Source organism: Nesterenkonia sandarakina, from assembly GCF_013410215.1.
Lineage (GTDB): Bacteria > Actinomycetota > Actinomycetes > Actinomycetales > Micrococcaceae > Nesterenkonia > Nesterenkonia sandarakina.
This window is the reverse complement of sequence record NZ_JACCFQ010000001.1, coordinates 983,793-1,002,431: the sequence shown is the minus strand read 5'-3', so window position 1 is coordinate 1,002,431 and position 18,639 is coordinate 983,793. Positions and strand designations below refer to the sequence as shown.

The following is an 18,639-nucleotide window of genomic DNA, read 5'->3' as shown; positions in this document are numbered from 1 at the left end:
CAGAAGTGTTAACAGGTGCTGTGGAATCTGTGGATAACCCATTGCATCCCGGTAGCGGGGCGTATCCGGTTGTGCACCAGGACGTGGAGCGGCTCCGTTGTGGTTGTGCAGCGGCAGTGGAGACCATTACGGCCTGTTGACCCCGATTCCCCAGGCCGCATGAAGTTATCCACAGAAATCCGAGTTTCTACACCGCGAGGTGCACGGTTCTCTCCACAGCTGTTAACAAGAATCGGGAAAACTCCACCGCAGCCTGTGGATATGTGGGAAAAGCTGTGGATATCCTCGGTGTCAACTAGCCCGGATGCCACGAGCCCCAGGAAATGACATCCGTGTGAGTTGTGGAGCAAAGAGTTATCCACAGGTGTCAGCGACGGACTTGACTTGCCCCGGTCGGCTCTATCGGTTCAGCGCTGCTGTTTGATCTTGTTGGTCAGTTCGGTGACCTGATTGAAGACGGCTCGACGCTCCGCCATGAGTTCCCGGATCTTGCGTTCCGCGTACATCACGGTGGTGTGGTCGCGTCCGCCCAGAGCCTGACCGATCTTCGGCAGGGACATCTCGGTGAGCTCGCGCAGCAGATACATCGCGATCTGACGCGCGGTGACCAGGGTGCGATTGCGCGACTTCGAGGTCAGCTCCTCCACGGTGAAGCTGTAGTAGTCGGCCGTGGCGTTGATGATCTGTTCCGAGGTGATCTCCTGGGCGTGGTCATCGGAGATCAGATCGCGCATCACCTGCTCCGCCAGGGCGAGGTCCACGGCCTGCTTGTTCAGCGCGGCGTAGGCGGTGACTCGGATCAGCGCACCCTCGAGTTCGCGGATGTTGGTGGAGATCTTGGAACCGATGTATTCCAGGACATCGTCGGGGCAGGAGAAGTTCTCCGCGGTCGCCTTCTTGCGCAGGATCGCGATCCGGGTCTCCAGCTCGGGGGGCTGGATATCGGTGATCAGCCCCCATTCGAACCGGGAGCGCAGGCGTTCCTCGAAGCCGGAGAGCTGCTTCGGGGGCAGGTCAGAGGTGATCACGACCTGCTTGTTGTTGTTATAGAGGGTGTTGAAGGTATGGAAGAACTCCTCGACCGTCCGTTCCTTATCCGCCAGGAACTGGATGTCATCGAGCAGCAGGACGTCGACGTTGCGGTAGAGGTGCTTGAAGCTGGCACCCTCGTCGTCGCGGATCGAGTTGATGAAGTCGTTGGTGAACTCCTCGGAGTTCACATAACGCACGCGAATGCCGGAATAGAGCCGCTGGGCGTAGTGCCCGATGGCGTGCAGCAGGTGAGTCTTGCCCAGCCCGGAGTCCCCATAGATGAACAGCGGGTTATAGGCCTTCGCGGGGGCCTCGGCCACGGCGTTGGCGGCCGCGTGAGCGAACCTGTTGGACGAGCCGATGACGAAGGTGTCGAAGGTGTAGCGCGGGTTCAACCGGGAGGTCTCATAGGACTCGCCACCGCCGCTGGCGGTGAAGGACTCAGCGGGGACCGAACGATTCGCGGCGCGGCGCTCCATCGGACGCTGCTCCTGGGGGGTCGCGGCGCCGCGTTCGTAGTGTGAGTAGTCAGGGGGCATGTAGCTTGGCTGCCCCAACTCCTCGCGAGCCCGGTCGGCTCCGATCCCGCGACGCTCCTGGGCGCGCTCGGCGCGGTCATAGCTCGCGGTGTTCACCTCCGTTGCCCGCCGGGGCGCCTCGATGGGGGTCTCGCTGGGGTAAAGGTCGTCCACCGCCGTGGAGGAGGCCGAGGCCGCCGAAGGTGCCGAGCTCGCGGCGCTCTCGGGCGGGTGCTCGCGCTGACGCTGGGACATCTCGGGGTCGATCACATACGCGCAGAGCACCTCCCGGCCGAACACGGTGCGCAGCGCCTCGCTGAGCTGCACCGTCAGAGTCGACTGCATCAGTTCCCGCACCCGCTCATGGGGCACCGCGACGGTCAGCAGCAGGGTGTCACCGAGGAGCTGCTCTCCCTGCGGGACGGCCCGTCCCACGTCGGTCAGGTTCAGGGCCCCGATGCGGTGGTTCTCCCGGAGCTCTGCGAGAACCTGCTGCCATTGGCGCGGCACATCGATCTCGGACTCAGCAGGCACGCTGCTCCCCTCGTGTAGGTCGTCGAAATTCTGCCCATAGTATTCCACAGCTTCTGTGGAGAGCCCTGTGGAACAAACCGCCTCTCCCGCGTCCTGGCAGGTCAGACGCTGTTGATCTCGCGTCGTCGCCAGCCTGTGAATCCAAGCACGATGCCGCCGACCCCGATGCCGCTGAGCCAGAGGACCGGGCCCCATGCCACAGGCTCCACCGGGTAGAGCGCGAGGTGCCCGAAGAGGTTGAACGCGGAGAACACCTCCGGGAGGTCAAGCAGCGGACCGAAGTTGGTCATCACCGCCGCGTAGCCGAGGATCAGCCACCCCAGCGCGGCGGCGAACCGGGGCGCCCAGCCAAAGGCGGCAAGCGTGATTCCCACGACGGCCAGGACTGCCGGGCCCTGATGCAGACTCGCCAGCAGGATCTCGAGGAAGCGCGGACCCGGATCGTCTTGGAGCACAGCGGCTGCCGCGGCGCCGGTGGCCACCCCGGTGAGCGTCAGAATCACGCCCAGCCCCCCGAGGATCACCGTGAGATGCGCCCTGAGCCACTGAGCCCGGCTCAGGGAGGCGCTGAAGAGCAGCTCGGCCCGTCCATGCTTCTCCTCGGTGCGCAGCTGCGCGACGCCGCCGACCCCTGCTGCGGCCACGAAGAGCGCCAGAAACATCGCCATATACGCCAGGTATCCCAGCATCACGGACTCGCCGCTGAAGAAGCTGCGAAACTCCTCTGGGAGATCAGCCGCGGTGTCCCCCATGGACTGGGCGTAGCCGCCGAAGAGCGCACCGCAGGCGATCACGGCGATCCCCCACCCGCGCAGTCCCCCGAGCAGCGTGTGCAGCGCCACCCCGTGTGGGGTCCCCAGACGGGGGTGGGCGTGGGACCTGCCAAGACGTGACGCCAGCAGTCCCGCACCGAGGTCTCGACGGGTGCTCAGCGCATATGCCCCGGAGACCGCGGCGCCGGTGAGCATCAGAGCCGGCAGCAGCGGCCACCAGCGGTCCTCGACGTAGGGTGCGGTCTGTTGGGACCAGCCGAGTGGGAAGAACCAGGACAGTGTGGTTCCCTGCACCGCGGCCATGTCTCCGATCATCCGGATCAGGTAGGCCAGCCCGAGCAGAGTCCCGATCAGTGCCGAGGCGGAGCGCGAGGTCTCGGTCAGCTGAGCGCACAGCGCAGCCGCTGCGGCGAAGAGCACACCGACGGAGGCGCCTGAACCGGCGACCAGCAGAGAACCGGTCAGCGCGAAACCCCCGGAGAGCGCCCCCAGGAGCACCAGCGCGGCCGCGGCAGCGTTGGCGAGCAGGGCCAGCAGCAGCGCCGCGGTGAGTGTGGCATGCCGGCCCAGCACAGCCGCGCGCAGCAGCTCGGCCCGGCCCGAGGCCTCCTCCGCACGCGTATGCCTGATCACCGTGAACATGCTCATCAGAGCGGTGAGGATGTAGATGAAGAGCACATAGCCCGCCGCATAGAAGCGCTCGAAGCTCGGTGATTCCATGCCGTAGGCGGGGCCGGTCATCAGGCGTCCCACCGGATCCGCGAAGAGACCTGCCAGCTGCGCCAGTTCGGCCTCATCGGTGACCAGGGCCTGAACGGCGTTTGCCACGTAGAAGCTCATCAGACCGATGCCGACCACCCAGAGGCTCAGCCGCACCCGGTCTTGGCGAAGCATGAAGCGCAGCATGATGCCGGTGCCCACCAGGTTTCCGCCGGCGCTGGTGCGGGCGTCCTCGGGGCTTCGCGAGGCGGCACGGGTCTGGAGGCTCATCATGACGCTGACGTGCTGGGAGCAGATGGATCAGGCTCGGTCATCACGCCGTAGTGCCGGATCAGAAGCTGTTCCAGCGTCGGGGGATGGGCCACCAGGGAATGCACGCCCAGCGAGGCCAGATAGGAGGTGACCTGCGCGAGATGCTCGCTGTCGACCTCCAGGACAGTCCGGGGCGAACCGGCGGTGTTCTTCAGGCGCAGGTCGTGGACGCCTTCGAGGCGTTCCAGCGCTGCGGCGGGCTGCTGCGTCTCGACCTCGATGGTGGTCCGTGTCATGTGACGCATCTGCGCGAGCGTGCCGGTCTCCACGGTGCGACCCTGACGGATGATCGAGATCCGGTCCGAGAGCGCCTCCACCTGGGCGAGGATATGACTCGAGAGCAGCACCGAACGCCCCTGCCGCTGGGTCTCCGCGATGACCTGTTGAAAGACCATCTCCATGAGCGGGTCCAGGCCTGCGGTGGGCTCATCGAGGAGCAACAGGTCGACGTCGGCGGCCAGAGCGGCGATGAGAGCGACCTTCTGCCGGTTGCCCTTGGAATAGGTCCGGGTCTTCTTCCTCGGATTCAGGCCGAAGCGTTCGATCAGCTCCTCGCGGCGCCGAGTCACCGCCCTGGAGTGGGCGTCGCGGCTGCGCAGCCGCAGGAAGACATCGATCACCTCACCCCCGGAGAGGTTGGGCCAGAGCTCCACCTCGCCAGGAACATAGGCGAGGCGGCGATGCAGGGTCACCGCGTCCCGCCACGGATCGGCGCCGAAGACCTTGACCGTCCCGCCGTCCGGGCGGAGCAGACCCAGCAGCACCCGCAGCGTGGTGGACTTCCCCGATCCATTCGGTCCCAGGAAACCATGCACCTCAGCCGGGTTGACCGTCAGAGACAGCCCATCCAGCGCGCGGACCTCAGCGAAGCGCTTCCTGAGCCCCTGCACCTGGATCACGGGATCGTGACCAGTCATGACCAGTCCTTTCGAGACCCCGGCCAGCGCCGGGAGCTCAACGATAAGCCAGTCCGCACCCCCGGCCAATGGGTCCCAACCGCCTTTATACACAGTGTTCTACACAGCTGTTGAAGGGGTTGATCCGGAGCGACTTGACGCGGCCCTCAGGAGCCCCCTAGTGTTGACAGGTCGCCCCAGAGTACTGCCGTGCCTGCACGCAGAAGCTTTCCGGGGCCCTAACGACTTCAAACCATCCAAGTGGGAGTACACAGTGAGCAAGCGGACTTTCCAGCCGAGCAACCGCCGTCGCAGCCGCAAGCACGGTTTCCGTTCCCGTATGCGCACCCGTGCCGGCCGATCCATCATCTCGACCCGCCGTGCCAAGGGCCGCAAGGAACTCTCGGCCTGATTCACAGCGATTCACGCTGACCTATCGGTCAGCCGGTCCGAGCCACGTGCTTCTGGACCAACACCGCGGCCCGTCCCAACCATCAGGGATCGGGCCGTTCGTGCATCCAGGCCCCCTGTACAGACCCAGGTTCGGTGCCTGCACCGCGCCACGTCGGTTCCAGCGAAGGGAGATCACACGCCGTGCTTCCCAAGGGACACCGTCTGACCTCCTCAGGTGACCACCGAGCCGCCATGCGCCACGGTTCTCGAGCCGGGGGCACCGGGCTGGTGGTCTCGGTGCTGCTGCGCTCGCAGGAAAGTCTCAGTGATCCTGCGCCCTGGCGCTGTGGCCTGGTCGTGTCCAAGGCCGTGGGCAATGCCGTGGTCCGACACCGCGTACAGCGCCGGCTGCGACATGTCGTGATGGAGATGATGCGAGAGGGCGCGCTCGAGCCGGTTCCAGAGGCCTCCCGTGACATCGTGATCCGCGCCTCCCCAGAGATCACCGAGCTGAACCACTCTCAGCTGCGCACCGAGGTGGTCTCGGCGGCGCAGCGGGCCCAGCGGAAAGCGCTGCGTCGAAGGGTGCGGGCATGAATCAGAGTCAGGACTCGCACCTGCACGGTGCACGCCATCGGCATCAGAGTGCGGCGACCACGCAGTGGGTGCGACACCGCGACTTCTACGTGGAAGACGGGGAGATCCCCGGGCGCACGGTCTCGGGGATCACCCAGCCCGAGCTGCGGCGGGGCCACTGGGGCCTGCTCCGCTCCTCACCCTCGCTCGCACTGTGCTGGCTGCTGCGGGGATACCGCAGAGTCATCTCACCGCTGTACGGTCAGGTATGCAGCTTCTATCCGAGCTGCTCTGCATACGGGTTGGAAGCGGTGACCACTCACGGGGTCATGCGCGGCATCCCGCTCACGCTGTGGCGGATCCTTCGCTGCAATCCCTTCACCGGTGGTGGAGTAGACCCGGTCCCGCCCACGGCAAGGATTTGGCCGCAAGGTGGAGTACCGACGATCATAGAGACAAACCACCCACCGATACCCCTCGGCGACGATGACTGATGCCATCGACGCCGCCGAGCCGGCAGGCCGCTTGCATATGACGCCTGGCCACGACATCTGAGAGATACATGGGCTTTTTCGACACAATCATGTGGCCCTTCACCTGGGCCGTCTCCTTCATCCTGAGCACCTTCCACGGGCTGTTGACAGCTGTGGGAATGGATTTCAACTCCGGGTGGAACTGGGTGATCTCCATTGTTCTGCTCGTGCTCGTGATCCGCATCATCTTGATCCCGCTGTTCGTCAAGCAGATCAAGTCCCAGCGCGGGATGCAGATCATCCAGCCCGAAGTGCAGAAGCTGCAGGCCAAGTACAAGGGCAAGAAGGACCCGGTCTCGCGCCAGCAGATGGCGCAGGAGCAGCAGGCGCTGTTCAAGAAGCACAACGTGAACCCGTTCATGACCTGCCTGCCGCTGCTGGCCCAGATGCCGATCTTCTTCGCGCTGTTCTGGATGCTCAACCGGATGCGCGAGGAGCAGAACCAGCTCGACGGCTACGGTGCGCTGACCGCCGCAGAGGTGCAGAGCTTCGACGGCTCGGAGATCTTCGGTGTGGGAATGTCGGACATCTTCCTGCCGGCCTTCAGCGCCGATCCCACCCGGTGGGACGTGGTGGTCCTGACCTCGATCATGATCGTGGCGATGGTGGCGACGCAGTTCTTCACGCAGAAGCAGCTGATGAGCAAGAACATGTCCGAGGCGGCCTTGACGGGCCAGTTCGCGCAGACCCAGAAGATGATGCTCTACGTGCTGCCCCTGGTCTTCGTGGTCGGTGGCGTGAACTTCCCGGTCGGCGTGCTCGTGTACTGGACGGCGACGAACTTCTGGACCATGGGTCAGCAGTGGTGGGTCATCCGCAACAACCCGACACCGGGGTCGCTGGCCGAGAAGGAACTGAACCTGCGGCGTGCCGCGCGCGGACTGGCGCCCTTCAACGAGGCGCCCAAGCCGGTTGCCGAGCAGCCCAAGCCGACCGGAAAGCACCTGGGGCAGACTTCCCAGCCTGCGAAGAAGAAGAAGAGGAAGAAGTAGCAGCCATGAGCGAGAACGAGACCCAGCTGAGCGAGACCGAGGCCTCTGACCCGGCGGCAGCGCAGGAGACGACGGCGTCTGAGTCGCAGCACAGCGCCTCTGAGGCAGCCGAGCCCGCCTCGGTGCGTGATGAGGACGCCGAGGCCGGCAGCGAGGATGCTGAGGCCGTTGAAGGTGATCAGGCGAGCACCGAAGGCGCCACCGACGAGGGTGACATCGCTGCGGACTACCTCGAGGAGCTCCTCGACATCGTGGATCTCGACGGTGACATCGACATCGAAGTACGTGGCGGACGCACCTATGTCTCCATCCTCACGGAGGAGAACGGGGAAGAGCTCGATGACCTCGTCGGGGACCGCGGCGAGGTGCTCGATGCGCTGCAGGAACTGACCCGGCTGGCAGTGCTCACCGCCACCGGTGAACGGACCCGTCTGATCCTGGACATCGCCGGACACCGCGACCAGCGCCAGGAGGAGCTCAAGGAACAGGCGGAGACCGCGATCGCGAAGGTCAAGGACCGCGGTGAGGACGAGCACCTGGAGCCGATGAGCGCCTATGAGCGCAAGATCGTCCACGACTTCGTCGCCGAGTCTGGGCTCCTCAGCGAGTCCGAGGGCGAAGGCCGGCGTCGCCACGTGGTCATCTCAGCCGCCTGATCGTAGACGACTCCCCGCGACACGGCCCCCGAGCACAGAGAAGCCAGTCATTCGGTCCTTCATCCCAAGGAGCAAGTCATGAGCGATCCGCAGCAGGACCGCGAGGAAGCGATCGCAGAGCAGGTCAGCGACGCCCAGCTCAATGAGCCGGAGATCCCCGGACAGGGACCTGAGCTCTTGGCCCCTGAGCTGACCGAGAAGGAACAGCGCGCCGCCGAAGAGCTCTTCGGCGACCGGCTGGATCTGGCCAAGCAGTACGTCTCCCACCTGTGCTCCACGGGCATCGAGCACGGCCTCCTGGGTCCCCGAGAGGTGCCCATCATGTGGTCCCGCCATGTGCTCAACTGTGCTGTGCTCGGCCCCGAACTCACGGCTGGGACCACAGTGGCCGACGTCGGCTCGGGTGCCGGCCTGCCAGGTCTCGCACTGGCCATCGCCCGCCCCGATGTGGACTTCATCCTGATCGAGCCGATGGAGCGCCGGGTGGAATGGCTGAGCACCGTGGTGGAGGATCTCCAGCTCGAGAACGTGCAGCTGATCCGGGCCCGCGCCGAGGAGGTCACCGATGAGGTGATGGCCGAGGTGGTCACCGCCCGCGCTGTGACAGCACTGAAGAAGCTTTTGCCCATGACAGTCCCACTTTTGGCCGACGACGGCGAGCTGCTGCTGATCAAGGGTCGCAGCGCTCGTGGCGAGATCGCTGCCGCTGGAAAGTCCTTCAGCAAGCACAAGCTCGCAGAGCCAACCGTGGAACTGCTCGGCGAAGGTCTCCTGGAGGAACCCAGCACCGTGGTGCGGTGCCGGCGTCGTTCAGCAGGACGACGCTGAGACCCGCGTCCCGGGATGCTGAGACTGACTCTCGAGCATGTGTGCCGCCGGCCAGGACTGCAGTGATCTAGACTCATACCCGTGCGCCCGCGGTGCCTCTGCAGAAGCGGAGAGCATGCCGCAGTGGCCCAGTGAAGACAAGGAAAGGGTGGCCCGTGCAGGAGAAGCGCGTTTCACGTGAAACCAGTGGTGCGGCGAAGGCCGCCAACGCCGCCGCCAGCACTGCAGAGGGCTCGTCCATCCTGGAGTCCCTGACCGCGTCCTCTCCCCTGGCGGCCGAACTCGCCGATGAGAATCGTCGCCGTAAGAAGCTGACCACGACCGAGCTCACTCGACCGGGACACACCCGAGCCATCACCGTCTCCAATCAGAAGGGCGGGGTGGGCAAGACCACCAGCACGGTCAACCTCTCTGCAGCGCTGGCTGATCAGGGCTTCAACGTCTTGGTGATCGACATCGATCCGCAGGGCAATGCGTCCACCGCACTGGGGGTCGAGCACTCCGCGGACACGGACTCCGTCTACGACGTTCTGATCGAGGATTTCGCCTTGGCCGATGTGGTCACTGATTGTCCGGACATCCCGCGACTCCAAGTGGTGCCTGCGACGATCCACCTCGCGGGAGCCGAGATCGAACTGGTCTCCCTCGTCGCCAGAGAGCAGCGGCTGGCCCGCGCGCTGGCGGAGTATCACCGCTACCGCGAGGAGAACGGACTCCAGCGGCTGGATTTCGTGTTCATCGACTGCCCACCCAGTCTTGGGCTTCTAACGGTCAATGCCTTCGTCGCTGCCCAGGAGGTGCTCATCCCGATCCAGTGTGAGTACTACGCACTGGAGGGCCTGAGTCAGCTGCTCAACAACATCGGCATGATTCAGAAGCATCTGAACCCACCCCTGAAGGTCTCCACGATCTTGTTGACCATGTACGACGGCCGCACCAATCTGGCCTCGCAGGTGGCAGGTGAGGTCCGCGAGCACTTCCCGGACTCGGTGTTGAAGTCTGTGATTCCACGCAGCGTGCGCATCTCCGAGGCGCCTTCCTACCAGCAGACCGTGATCACCTACGACCGCTCCTCCACGGGAGCGCTGGCCTACCTCGAGGCGGCCGCGGAGCTGGTTCAGCGCTCCTGAGTTCGGAGTTCATGTGGCCGTGGACCTGTCGGCGCTGCGGCGGCTGGGTGTGCAGAGCGACTCGTGTGGCTCCGGCGAGATGACTGGCCGGCGGAGGTCAGCTGAGGGCCGAGTGATCTGCCGCCATGGCGGTCGTGGCCGTGTAGTAACGGGCAATGCACTTTCTGACCTCGTTTCACGTGAAACCTGCTGTGCCGGATCGCTTGTCACTGGTCTGGCGCGTTTCACGTGGAACCTCCAGCGGCAATCTGTGCCTTCTCGAGTGGCTGCGTTGCCCGTCAAGCCCACCTCAGCGGACTTTCTCTGTCCGGAGGGCGTTTCACGTGGAACGTTGGACCTGTGTGCTGAGAATCATCCGATCCTGCACTTGCGGCGCAATCGCGCAGCAAAGCGTCTGGGGCGCAGATACTGCTGATTCATGGATCACTGGATCACGGCGCTCGTAGGATCCTGCTCCTCCCGGACCGCCCGCCTGGTCGAGGCTGGCCGGAGACCTACTGCACGGGATGACAGATCAGATGCCGGCCACGGGGTCATCTGCACGAACAGCGCGCTGGTGTGCGGTCAGTGGCAGGGGGGGTGAGTCCAGGTAGAGTCCATGTCCCCTCCGCGAACTCGGTCGTCACCAGCGCCTCGGCCCGTTCTAGAAAGAGTTTCACGTGAAACGCGCACTTTTCTTGCTTCGGGCGCGTGAACAGCGTGGGTTTCACGTGAAACCTGCTTGCGCTGTCGCGGTGTTGATCCCACCACGGCGCCGTCCTTCAAGTCGCCATCCCTTATGTCGGCGACTGCGGTGCACGCTTGCTTGCGCATGCTCCACTTCTTGCAGCAGGCGGTTCTCGATGGAGGTCTTGGTGTTTCACGTGGAACAGAGCCAAGATCACCTGGCAGAAAGCGCCGCGCGGGTGGACTCTGCGACTGCCAGACTCGAGAGCATCTCTTGCGGAGACACCGCGATCGCGCGCAACGGGCTGGTCGACAAAGCGCGACGATATGGATGGAACCACACCTTGAGCGCAAAGTCACGCCTGGGTGCGGCCCCAGGTTTCACGTGAAACGCTGAACCCTGGTGTCTCGCCTGACCCGAACCCGTGGTTTTGCTCCGTAGAATAGATGCGGCCGTCCTGCACGTGGAACGGCGCCGGTTCTATCTGCTAGGAGGCTGCCGCATGGCAGAACGCAAACGTCGCGGGCTTGGTCGGGGCTTAGGGGCATTGATCAACAGTGATGCGGCCGAAGAGGCTGCGGCTGCCGAGCAGGCTGCGGCGGACGAGGCAGCAGCAGCAGAGTCCGCACCGCCCGCGAGGGCAGAGCAGCGGTCGGCAGGTGTAGGGTCGGTGGCTGAAGGCGCGGCAGGTACAGGGTCGACGCATGAGGAGTCCGAGACCGGGGCCGAGCCAGCGAGAAGGTCGGACTCTGCCTCCCAGACGGCTGGCCGGGGCCGGCGCGATGACTCACGGGCTCCAGAGTCGGCGGATAGCGCGGACTCGTCAGCGGGATCCCAGCAGGTTTCACGCGAAACCGGGGGAATCCGGGCACCAGCTCCGCGCCCGATAGATGTCTTCTTCTCAGCGAAATCAGACCTGGATCGGCAGGTCATCGCCCGGGAATCTGCCACCATTGCACCGCCAAGCACCTCGTCCAGGCGATCCCCCGGTGGCCAGCGTGCTCCCATGCCAGACGTGCTTTCGCGTACCGCGTCTAGATCCAGCACGGCCGCAACGGGGCACGCTCCTGCGGCCAGCAATGCCTCGTCGCTGGAAGATAGATCCGGCACAGATCAGGCGACCAAGGACTCTTTCCCGGCCAGCGAGCCCACCGAGGCTGCCTGGACCCAGACCGTTTCACGTGAAACCGGCGGCACGGTGGACGGAGCCGAGTTCAGGTCCATCCCAGTGGATGCGATCGTGCCGAACCCACGTCAGCCTCGTCAGGAGTTCGACGAGGAGCATATGGATGAGCTGATCCACTCGATTCGAGAGATCGGCGTGCTGCAGCCCATCGTGGTGCGACCTGCGGGACCTGACCAGTATGAGCTGGTCATGGGTGAACGGCGCTGGCGGGCTTCCAAGACCGCCGAGCGGACATCGATTCCAGCCATCGTGCGGATGACCACCGACGATGATCTGCTCCGCGACGCTCTTTTGGAGAATATCCACAGATCGCAGCTCAATCCTTTGGAGGAAGCCGCTGCATACCGGCAATTACTTGATGATTTCAACTGCACCCAGGACGAGCTGGCGGAGCGCATCGGGCGATCCCGACCGCAGATCAGCAACACCCTGCGTCTGATGAAGCTGCCCCCGGCCGTGCAGCGCCGGGTGGCCGCCGGGGTGCTCTCTGCTGGGCACGCCAGGGCCCTGCTGGGGCTGAAGTCTCTGGAGCAGATGGATCAGCTGGCCGGACGGATCGTGGCCGAGGGGCTGTCGGTGCGTGCCACCGAGGAGGCCGTGACCCTGGCCCAGCGCGACCAGAACACGGGAGACCTGGGCCGGGAACGCGCGAAGAGCCCTCGGGTGCGTCAGCTCGAGGAGTTCTCCGAAGCGCTCACGGATCGTCTCGACACGCAGGTCAAGATCACCCTGGGAGCCAAGAAGGGCCGGATCGCGATCGATTTCGGCTCCATCGATGATCTGCACCGTCTGATGGACATGATCGGTTCGCGCCCATGAATCGCTGACCTCGCGCCCCTGGAAGGGGTCATCGAGTTTCACGTGAAACAGGTGGGGCCCGGAACGCAGCTGCGTTCCGGGCCCCACCTGTAAGAGCCCCGAAGTTCGGGGCCGGTTGCTACTTCAGCAGATCAGCGAACTCCTGCTCAAGGACCTGCTTGGGCTTCGCGCCGATCGAAGACTGCACGTGCTCGCCACCCTTGAAGGCGTAGACCGCAGGGATCGAGGTGATCCCGAACTTGGCCGCGGTGCCGGGATTCTCATCCACGTTGACCTTCACGACCTCGATCTTCTCCGGGTTCTCGGCGGCCAGCTCCTCGAGGATCGGAGTCAGCATGCGGCAGGGGCCGCACCACTCGGCCCAGAAATCGACCAGAACCGGCCTATCGGCCTGCAGGACGTCCTGCTCGAAGCTTGCATCGGTGACGTTCTTGAGATCTGACATGTAGATCTCCTTTCTTAGGACGGTACGGGGGCAGTGTTGGTAGGGGGAGTCGGCACCTTGGCGGCCTCAGAGTTCAGCGTGTCCGCCAACCAGTGTTCGACGTCGAGGGCCGCCACACAGCCGGAGCCTGCAGCGGTGATCGCCTGCCGGTAGGTCGGATCAAGCACATCTCCGGCGGCGAAGACGCCGGGCAGCGAGGTCCTGGAGGTACGCCCCTCGACCCAAGCCGTGCCTTCTTCGGTGAGCGTGATCTGATCCTTGAAGAGCTCGGTGCGGGGGTCATGACCAATAGCCACGAAGACACCTGTCACATCCAGGGAGGATGGCTCCCCGGTGGTGGTGTCGCGCAGCAGCAGCCGGCTGACTTTGCCCTCGCCCTGGACCTCGGTGACCTCGGTGTTCCAGATGAACTCGATCTTCTCGTTGGCCTTCGCGCGGTCCGCCATGATCTGGGAGGCGCGCAGTTCACCGCGGCGGTGCAGGACGGTGACCTTGGAGGCGAACTTCGTGAGGAACAGAGCCTCCTCCATGGCGGAGTCTCCGCCGCCGACCACCGCGATGTTCTGCTCCCGGAAGAAGAAGCCGTCGCAGGTGGCGCACCAGCTGACGCCGTGGCCGGAGAGCGCCTTCTCGCCCGGCACGCCGAGCTCGCGGTAGGCGGATCCGGTGGCCAGCACGACGGCGCGGGAATGCAGCACGTCCCCGGCACCGGTGGTGATCTGCTTGATCGGCTGATCCAGGAGCAGCTCGGTGGCATCCTCGTGGCGGATGTCCGCGCCGAACCGGCGTGCCTGCTGCTCCATGTTCATCATCAGGTCAGGGCCCATGATGCCCTCGGGGAAGCCCGGGAAGTTCTCCACCTCGGTGGTGTTCATCAGCTCCCCACCTGCGGTCACAGAGCCGGTGAGGATGATGGGGTTCAGGTTTGCACGGGCCATGTAGACGGCCGCGGTGTAGCCAGCAGGGCCGGAGCCGATGATGACCACGTCATGAACCTGGTCAGGGGTCTGTTCAGTCACAATCACATGTCCTTAGCAACGGTCGTGGTGTCTGGAATATTGAACATCATCGATGTTCACCCTATTCCATCACCCGCCAGCCTACTGGAGCCATGTCCGGCACCCCACCGCAGTGAGGGTTCAGTCGATGCGGATCTGTGCCAGTTCGGTGCTGAAGGGAAGCCCGTCGGCGTTGGGCGAATCCTGGCTCGGCAGCTCTGTGATGTTGATGATCACATAGCCTGCCGCACCTTCGGCGTCGACCTCCACGGTGGTCTCGTCCCAGTTCAAGGTGCCCTCTGCGACCTGCTGGGCACCTTCGAAGCTGGGTGAATCGTTGACCAGGACCTCGAAGGCGCCCCCGGAGCTCTCGCCCACCTGGTTGACCGTGACGGAGGAGATCTCTGTGGGTTCCTCCAGCTCGGCGATGAGGCCGACGCCTGAGCTGAAGCCACCGAAATCGGCGGTGGCGAAGGACAGCGTGACCCAGGTGGTGGAGGGGTCGCCGTCGAAGAGGTTGGAAAGCTGCCCGTCGCGATCGGCGATCAGATCCGGGGAATCCGGCACAACCCGGGTGATGCCCGCGATCTCCGGTTCTGGACCGGAGGTCTCAGCGGGTGCGGACTCCTCGGAGGAGGATTCCTGGTCCCCGGCCTCGTCGGAGCCCTCTGCTGCAGCGCCCTCGTCAGCCTCCTCCTGGGTCTGATCTGCAGTGGCGGCGGTGTCTTCGGACTCCCCGCCGCGCAGGTTCAAGAACATCACCACGGCGGCGATCAGCAACAGCGCGGCAAGCCCTGCAGCGGTGATCCAGCGTCCTATTCCGGGCTTCTCATCCCGGAAGTCCGTGTCAGCGGGCTCCGCGGTCGCAGGGACCGAGCGTGAGCCCGCGGCGCCATCAGAGGCCGCCCCAGAGGATGCAGCAGCGGATCCAGCAGCAGCTGCACCGGCCGCGGGGACCGTGCTGCCGCCTGCCGCTTCCGCAGCGTCAGCATTCGAGTCTGCGGAGGGCTCAGCTGTCCCCTGCAGCGTGGTCTCTTCGTCCAGACGCGGGACCGGCCGGATCAGACCGGTGAAGGAGACCGATTCATTGAGGCGACGTGACCGCGGCGGTCCGGGCAGCGGGGGCTGCGAGGCCTCCGGTGGACCTGGCGGAGGGTTGAACGTGTCGATCGGGGAGTCCGGGGGATTGTCCACGACCTCATCCCCGTCCAGATCGTCCTGACGGGCACCGGCTGCACCTGCGGCCTCCCCGTGGTCAGACGCCTCCCCATGGAAAGTGGAGGCGGTGGAGACGGGTGTGCCCCCGGAGGCTCCGTCAGGCTCCGTCGCCGGGGCCTGAGATGCTGACCCGGGTGCCGCCGGAACTGCTGCAGCGGCGGAGGCCGTGGCGGGGGGTGCAGTCGAGGCGATCTCCCGGGTGCCGCTGAAGTCCTCCGGGGTGTCCCCAGCCGGGTCGGCAGAGGTCAGTTCCATGTCCAGGCGCAGGAAGTCCGCGGCCGCGGTGTGCTCTGGATCCTTCTGGCCTGCGGCCATGGCCAGCGCGGCGGCGTCGTTCTCGGTGTTCAGCCGTCGATTCAAGGAGTCAGACACCTTGTCCAGGAAGGCGGGCCGACGTCGTCGGAAGCGGCGTGCGGCATCCTGGGAGCGATCATCGGAGGCCCCGGCGTGCAGGCCGGCGTAGTACTCGTCGTCGTCCTCGTAGGTCTCGGGCTCCATCACCCGGGACTGCCCGAAGAGCTCGGATCCCAACGAGTCGGTGAAGAAGGGCTCCACGTAGGGGGCGGTGTCCGGGACCACCAGATCCAGCAGCGTGTTGGGGTCCACCAGGGTGGAGATCAGGTAGGTCCGCTCATCGGTCAGCCCGAGGTCGAGCACCTGGACCTCGGAGTCTCGTGACCCCATCGCCAGTTCCCGTGCCGAGGTGGCCACCTGTTTCGCGTTCGAGCGTGAGGCCAGCAGGATGCTCACATCTCGGTCCAGGACCTCATCGCTCGCCTGGAAGACGATGTCCTGGTCGGCAGACGTCACCACGTGATGGGTGACGCGGTAGCGCCCACCCACTAGATCGCCGACGCCGAAAGGCTGCGCCACAAGTTCTCCTCGGTCCGGGAAACATCCTGGCCACCGCTCCGGACGGCCAGCAACTGATCATCCCAAGCCTACCGGGCCAGGCGGGACAGTGCTGGAACGCGCCTGGCCAGCGGCGCGATGGCAGCGGTGAACTCCTCCACGCGCAGCCAGCGCAGCATCACCACGAAGACCACCGCCATCACCACCCCGACGGCGGCGCAGCTGATCACCGCGGTGAAGATGGTGTTCCAGGCGAAGCCCCAGTTGTAGCCGCCGAGCAGCCACAGCGTCGCCGCCCCGGCGAGCCCGGCGGTGGCCGCGCAGGCCCCGGAACGCAGATACGCTCCCAGCACCGAGGCGAAGTCGAAGCCGCCCCAGCGGCGGACCACCAGCAGGTGGCAGATCAGGTACTGCAGCATGTGCAGCGCGGTGAAGAGTCCGATGACCAGGTAGGGGATCAGCTCGTCGGGGACCACCTGGGCCAACCCGTAGGCGGTGCTCAGGCCCACCGCCGCGATGATCGCGTAGATCAGCATCGGGGTCTTCGCGTCCTCCGCGGAGTAGAAGACGCGCATCAGGTAGAAGCTGGCGGAGCGGAAGGGCATGCCCAGGGCCAGCAGCACCAGCAGCTGCCCGATGGCGGCGCCGGCGAGGTTCGCGTCGGCCGCGGCACCGCCGAAGATCCGGCCCAGCGGGCCGGCCAGGACCAAGACGGCCACCATGCAGAACATCACGGGGATCGCGAAGATCCGCAGCCCCTCGTTGATGATCTCCCGGGCCCGGGAATAGCGGCCCAGGTCCATCGCGCGGGCGAGCTGGTTGAAGAGCACCGTGGCGATGGAGAGCACGAACACCGAGTGCGGCAGGATCGCGATCAGCTCGGCGACGTTGGCCGCGTACTCACCGGGCACCGAGGCGCCGAGCTCCCCCATCCCCTCACGGGTCGCCGTCGCTCCGGAGATCAGGCGCATATAGAGCAGGTTGGCGATGTTGCCGATGAGCATGGTCACCAGGGTCCACCCGGCGATCCGGCCGGTGGAGGCCAGGCCCATCCCTTTGAGCCCGAACTTCGGGCGCAGCTTCAGCCCGAGCCGGGAGAGCGGCCACAGCAGCAGCAGCGCCTGGGCGATGATCCCGACGGTGTGCCCGGCGGCGAGCCAGATGGTCTGCTGCGCGGTCCACTCCGTGAGCTGGTCGTCGCTGGCGGCATACCGGCCGAAGGTGATGATGAAGCTGAGGATCACCCCGATGGCGATCAAGTTGTTCAGCACCGGGGCCCACATGTACCAGCCGAAGCGGGCGTTGGCGTTGAGCACCTGCCCGGTCACCGCGTAGAGCCCGTAGAAGAAGATCTGCGGAAGCGTCCAGATCGCGAAGGCAGTGCCCAGGGCGAGCATCGGCTCGGTCCAGTTCCGGGTCAGGGCGAGCACGATCGGGTACGCCGCGAGGGTCAGCAGCACGGTGAAGACCGCGAGCACGGTGGTGGTCAGCGTGAGCAGCCGGGAGGTGTAGTCCGCGCCCCGGTCGGGGCGCCGGGCGGCCTTGATCAGCTGCGGGACCAGCACCACGTTGAACATCCCGCCGGCGAGCAGCAGGTAGATCACATTGGGGACGGTGTTGGCCTTCTCGAAGACATCCGCGACCAGAGTGGTGGACCCGATGGCCACCGCCAGCAGCGCGGTGCGCACGAAGCCGAGCACTCGGGAGACCAGCGTCCCCGCCGCCATGATCGCGCTGGCCCGGGCCAGCCCCTTGGCGGGCAGGTGGCTCTGATCCGCCGCGGGGTCTGAGCCGGAGCCGGAGGTGCCCGCGGGGCCTACGGGCTCTGCGGAGCTCTCGCTGGCTGCGGTGCCGTCCGGGGTCGCCGGAGTCGCAGGCGGAGGCGGCGGAGCGCCCGGGTCGGTCTGATGGGGGGAAGCAGCAGTCATCGTCAGAGGACTATAGCCGGGTCAGCTGGACTGCACAGACTCATCGATCACCTGACGCGCGAGGTTCACGATCCGGCGCTCATTGGGGAAGGAGAGCGTCCGCTCCAGTGCGTCGATGTCCACCCAGGCGACGTCGACGGCTTCATGGTCGGGGTCGTTCTCGATGCTGAGCTCCCCGCCCACAGCCTCCATCAGGTAGTGGTGCACCGTCTTGTGCACCCGGTGCGAGGGGACGGTGAACCAGTACTCGATGCTGCCCAGGGAGGTCAGGATGGCGCCCTGAACTCCGGTCTCCTCGGCCACCTCGCGCAGCGCGGCCTCCTCGAAGGTCTCTGAGCCTTCGGGATGGCCCTTGGGCAGGCACCATTCCAGGCGTCCGCCCCGGTTGTAGCGCGCGATGATGGCCACCTCGAAACCGGGGGATGCGGGACGGATGACCACGCCTCCTGCGCTGACCTCCTCGACCGTGGGAAGGCTCCCCTGCTGCCGGGTGCTCTGGCGGGCCGGCACACGCCGGGCACCCATTGACACTGTCAATGGGGTGCGCCGTTCATCGCCGGTCTCCGGTCTGTTCATACAGAACACTCTAATCGGATCGTCGCTGTGATCATGGCGTGATGTCCCGCGCCGGGC

The 18,639-nt window shown here is 65.5% G+C and carries 17 protein-coding genes; 8 read left to right on the top strand and 9 right to left on the bottom strand.

Annotated features, from left to right (window positions below):
* Positions 1-407: 407 nt before the first annotated feature.
* The 3 genes from dnaA to HNR11_RS04730 all read right to left on the bottom strand — a co-directional run bounded on the left by dnaA (position 408) and on the right by HNR11_RS04730 (position 4,806).
* Entirely contained in the window at positions 408-1,895 is a 1,488-nt protein-coding gene (dnaA, locus tag HNR11_RS04740; protein WP_425488275.1) for a chromosomal replication initiator protein DnaA, read from the bottom strand.
* 290 nt (positions 1,896-2,185) lie between these two features.
* Positions 2,186-3,847: an ABC transporter permease gene (locus HNR11_RS04735; RefSeq protein WP_218849653.1), complete on the bottom strand. Its 1,662-nt coding sequence runs from the start codon at positions 3,845-3,847 to the stop codon at positions 2,186-2,188.
* Positions 3,847-4,806: an ABC transporter ATP-binding protein gene (locus HNR11_RS04730; protein ID WP_179441340.1), complete on the bottom strand. Its 960-nt coding sequence runs from the start codon at positions 4,804-4,806 to the stop codon at positions 3,847-3,849. The genes HNR11_RS04735 and HNR11_RS04730 overlap by 1 nt, the downstream gene beginning before the upstream one ends.
* Positions 4,807-5,059: 253 nt before the next feature.
* On the opposite strand from HNR11_RS04730, the gene rpmH reads away from it, so the two are divergent.
* The 3 genes from rpmH (at position 5,060) to yidD (ending at position 6,248) form a co-directional block, all read left to right on the top strand.
* Positions 5,060-5,197, top strand: a complete 138-nt coding sequence (gene rpmH, locus HNR11_RS04725) for a 50S ribosomal protein L34 (RefSeq protein WP_083504652.1) — start codon at positions 5,060-5,062, stop codon at positions 5,195-5,197.
* 134 nt (positions 5,198-5,331) lie between these two features.
* A complete protein-coding gene (gene rnpA / locus HNR11_RS04720; protein WP_343050585.1) occupies positions 5,332-5,775 on the top strand; it encodes a ribonuclease P protein component in 444 nt (147 codons plus the stop codon).
* Entirely contained in the window at positions 5,772-6,248 is a 477-nt protein-coding gene (gene yidD / locus HNR11_RS04715; RefSeq protein ID WP_179441338.1) for a membrane protein insertion efficiency factor YidD, read from the top strand. The genes rnpA and yidD overlap by 4 nt, the downstream gene beginning before the upstream one ends.
* Here the strand turns inward: yidD and HNR11_RS13980 are convergent.
* On the bottom strand, positions 6,202-6,444 hold the full coding sequence (locus HNR11_RS13980) for a hypothetical protein (RefSeq protein ID WP_232301725.1): 243 nt from the start codon (positions 6,442-6,444) through the stop codon (positions 6,202-6,204). The genes yidD and HNR11_RS13980 overlap by 47 nt on opposite strands.
* On the opposite strand from HNR11_RS13980, the gene yidC reads away from it, so the two are divergent.
* The 5 genes from yidC (at position 6,338) to HNR11_RS14350 (ending at position 12,565) form a co-directional block, all read left to right on the top strand.
* A complete protein-coding gene (gene yidC / locus HNR11_RS04710; protein ID WP_232301719.1) occupies positions 6,338-7,279 on the top strand; it encodes a membrane protein insertase YidC in 942 nt (313 codons plus the stop codon). The two genes, HNR11_RS13980 and yidC, sit on opposite strands and share 107 nt — an antisense overlap.
* A 5-nt stretch (positions 7,280-7,284) precedes the next feature.
* Positions 7,285-7,935, top strand: coding sequence for a Jag family protein (locus tag HNR11_RS04705; protein ID WP_246310320.1), 651 nt, complete (start codon positions 7,285-7,287; stop codon positions 7,933-7,935).
* 78 nt (positions 7,936-8,013) lie between these two features.
* Positions 8,014-8,763: a 16S rRNA (guanine(527)-N(7))-methyltransferase RsmG gene (gene rsmG, locus HNR11_RS04700; protein WP_179441337.1), complete on the top strand. Its 750-nt coding sequence runs from the start codon at positions 8,014-8,016 to the stop codon at positions 8,761-8,763.
* A gap of 242 nt (positions 8,764-9,005) precedes the next feature.
* Positions 9,006-9,893, top strand: a complete 888-nt coding sequence (locus HNR11_RS04695) for a ParA family protein (protein ID WP_218849828.1) — start codon at positions 9,006-9,008, stop codon at positions 9,891-9,893.
* Positions 9,894-11,062: 1,169 nt separating this feature from the next.
* The gene (locus HNR11_RS14350) at positions 11,063-12,565 is read left to right on the top strand and encodes a ParB/RepB/Spo0J family partition protein (RefSeq protein WP_179441336.1); all 1,503 of its coding nucleotides are present in this window, start codon (positions 11,063-11,065) and stop codon (positions 12,563-12,565) included.
* 118 nt (positions 12,566-12,683) lie between these two features.
* Here the strand turns inward: HNR11_RS14350 and trxA are convergent, their stop codons facing one another.
* From trxA to HNR11_RS04665, 5 genes are all read right to left on the bottom strand, one after another.
* Entirely contained in the window at positions 12,684-13,010 is a 327-nt protein-coding gene (trxA, locus tag HNR11_RS04685) for a thioredoxin (protein ID WP_179441335.1), read from the bottom strand.
* Positions 13,011-13,024: 14 nt separating this feature from the next.
* A complete protein-coding gene (gene trxB / locus HNR11_RS04680; protein WP_375139275.1) occupies positions 13,025-14,035 on the bottom strand; it encodes a thioredoxin-disulfide reductase in 1,011 nt (336 codons plus the stop codon).
* A gap of 114 nt (positions 14,036-14,149) precedes the next feature.
* Positions 14,150-16,099 carry a hypothetical protein gene (locus HNR11_RS04675; RefSeq protein WP_179441333.1) on the bottom strand — a complete coding sequence of 650 codons (1,950 nt, stop codon included), beginning with the start codon at positions 16,097-16,099 and terminating at the stop codon, positions 14,150-14,152.
* A gap of 68 nt (positions 16,100-16,167) precedes the next feature.
* A complete protein-coding gene (gene murJ, locus HNR11_RS04670) occupies positions 16,168-18,006 on the bottom strand; it encodes a murein biosynthesis integral membrane protein MurJ (RefSeq protein ID WP_246310319.1) in 1,839 nt (612 codons plus the stop codon).
* A 21-nt stretch (positions 18,007-18,027) separates the two neighbouring features.
* Positions 18,028-18,582 (bottom strand): NUDIX hydrolase, encoded by a 555-nt coding sequence (locus HNR11_RS04665; RefSeq protein WP_058887898.1) that lies wholly within the window; start codon positions 18,580-18,582, stop codon positions 18,028-18,030.
* Between the last annotated feature and the right edge of the window lie 57 nt (positions 18,583-18,639).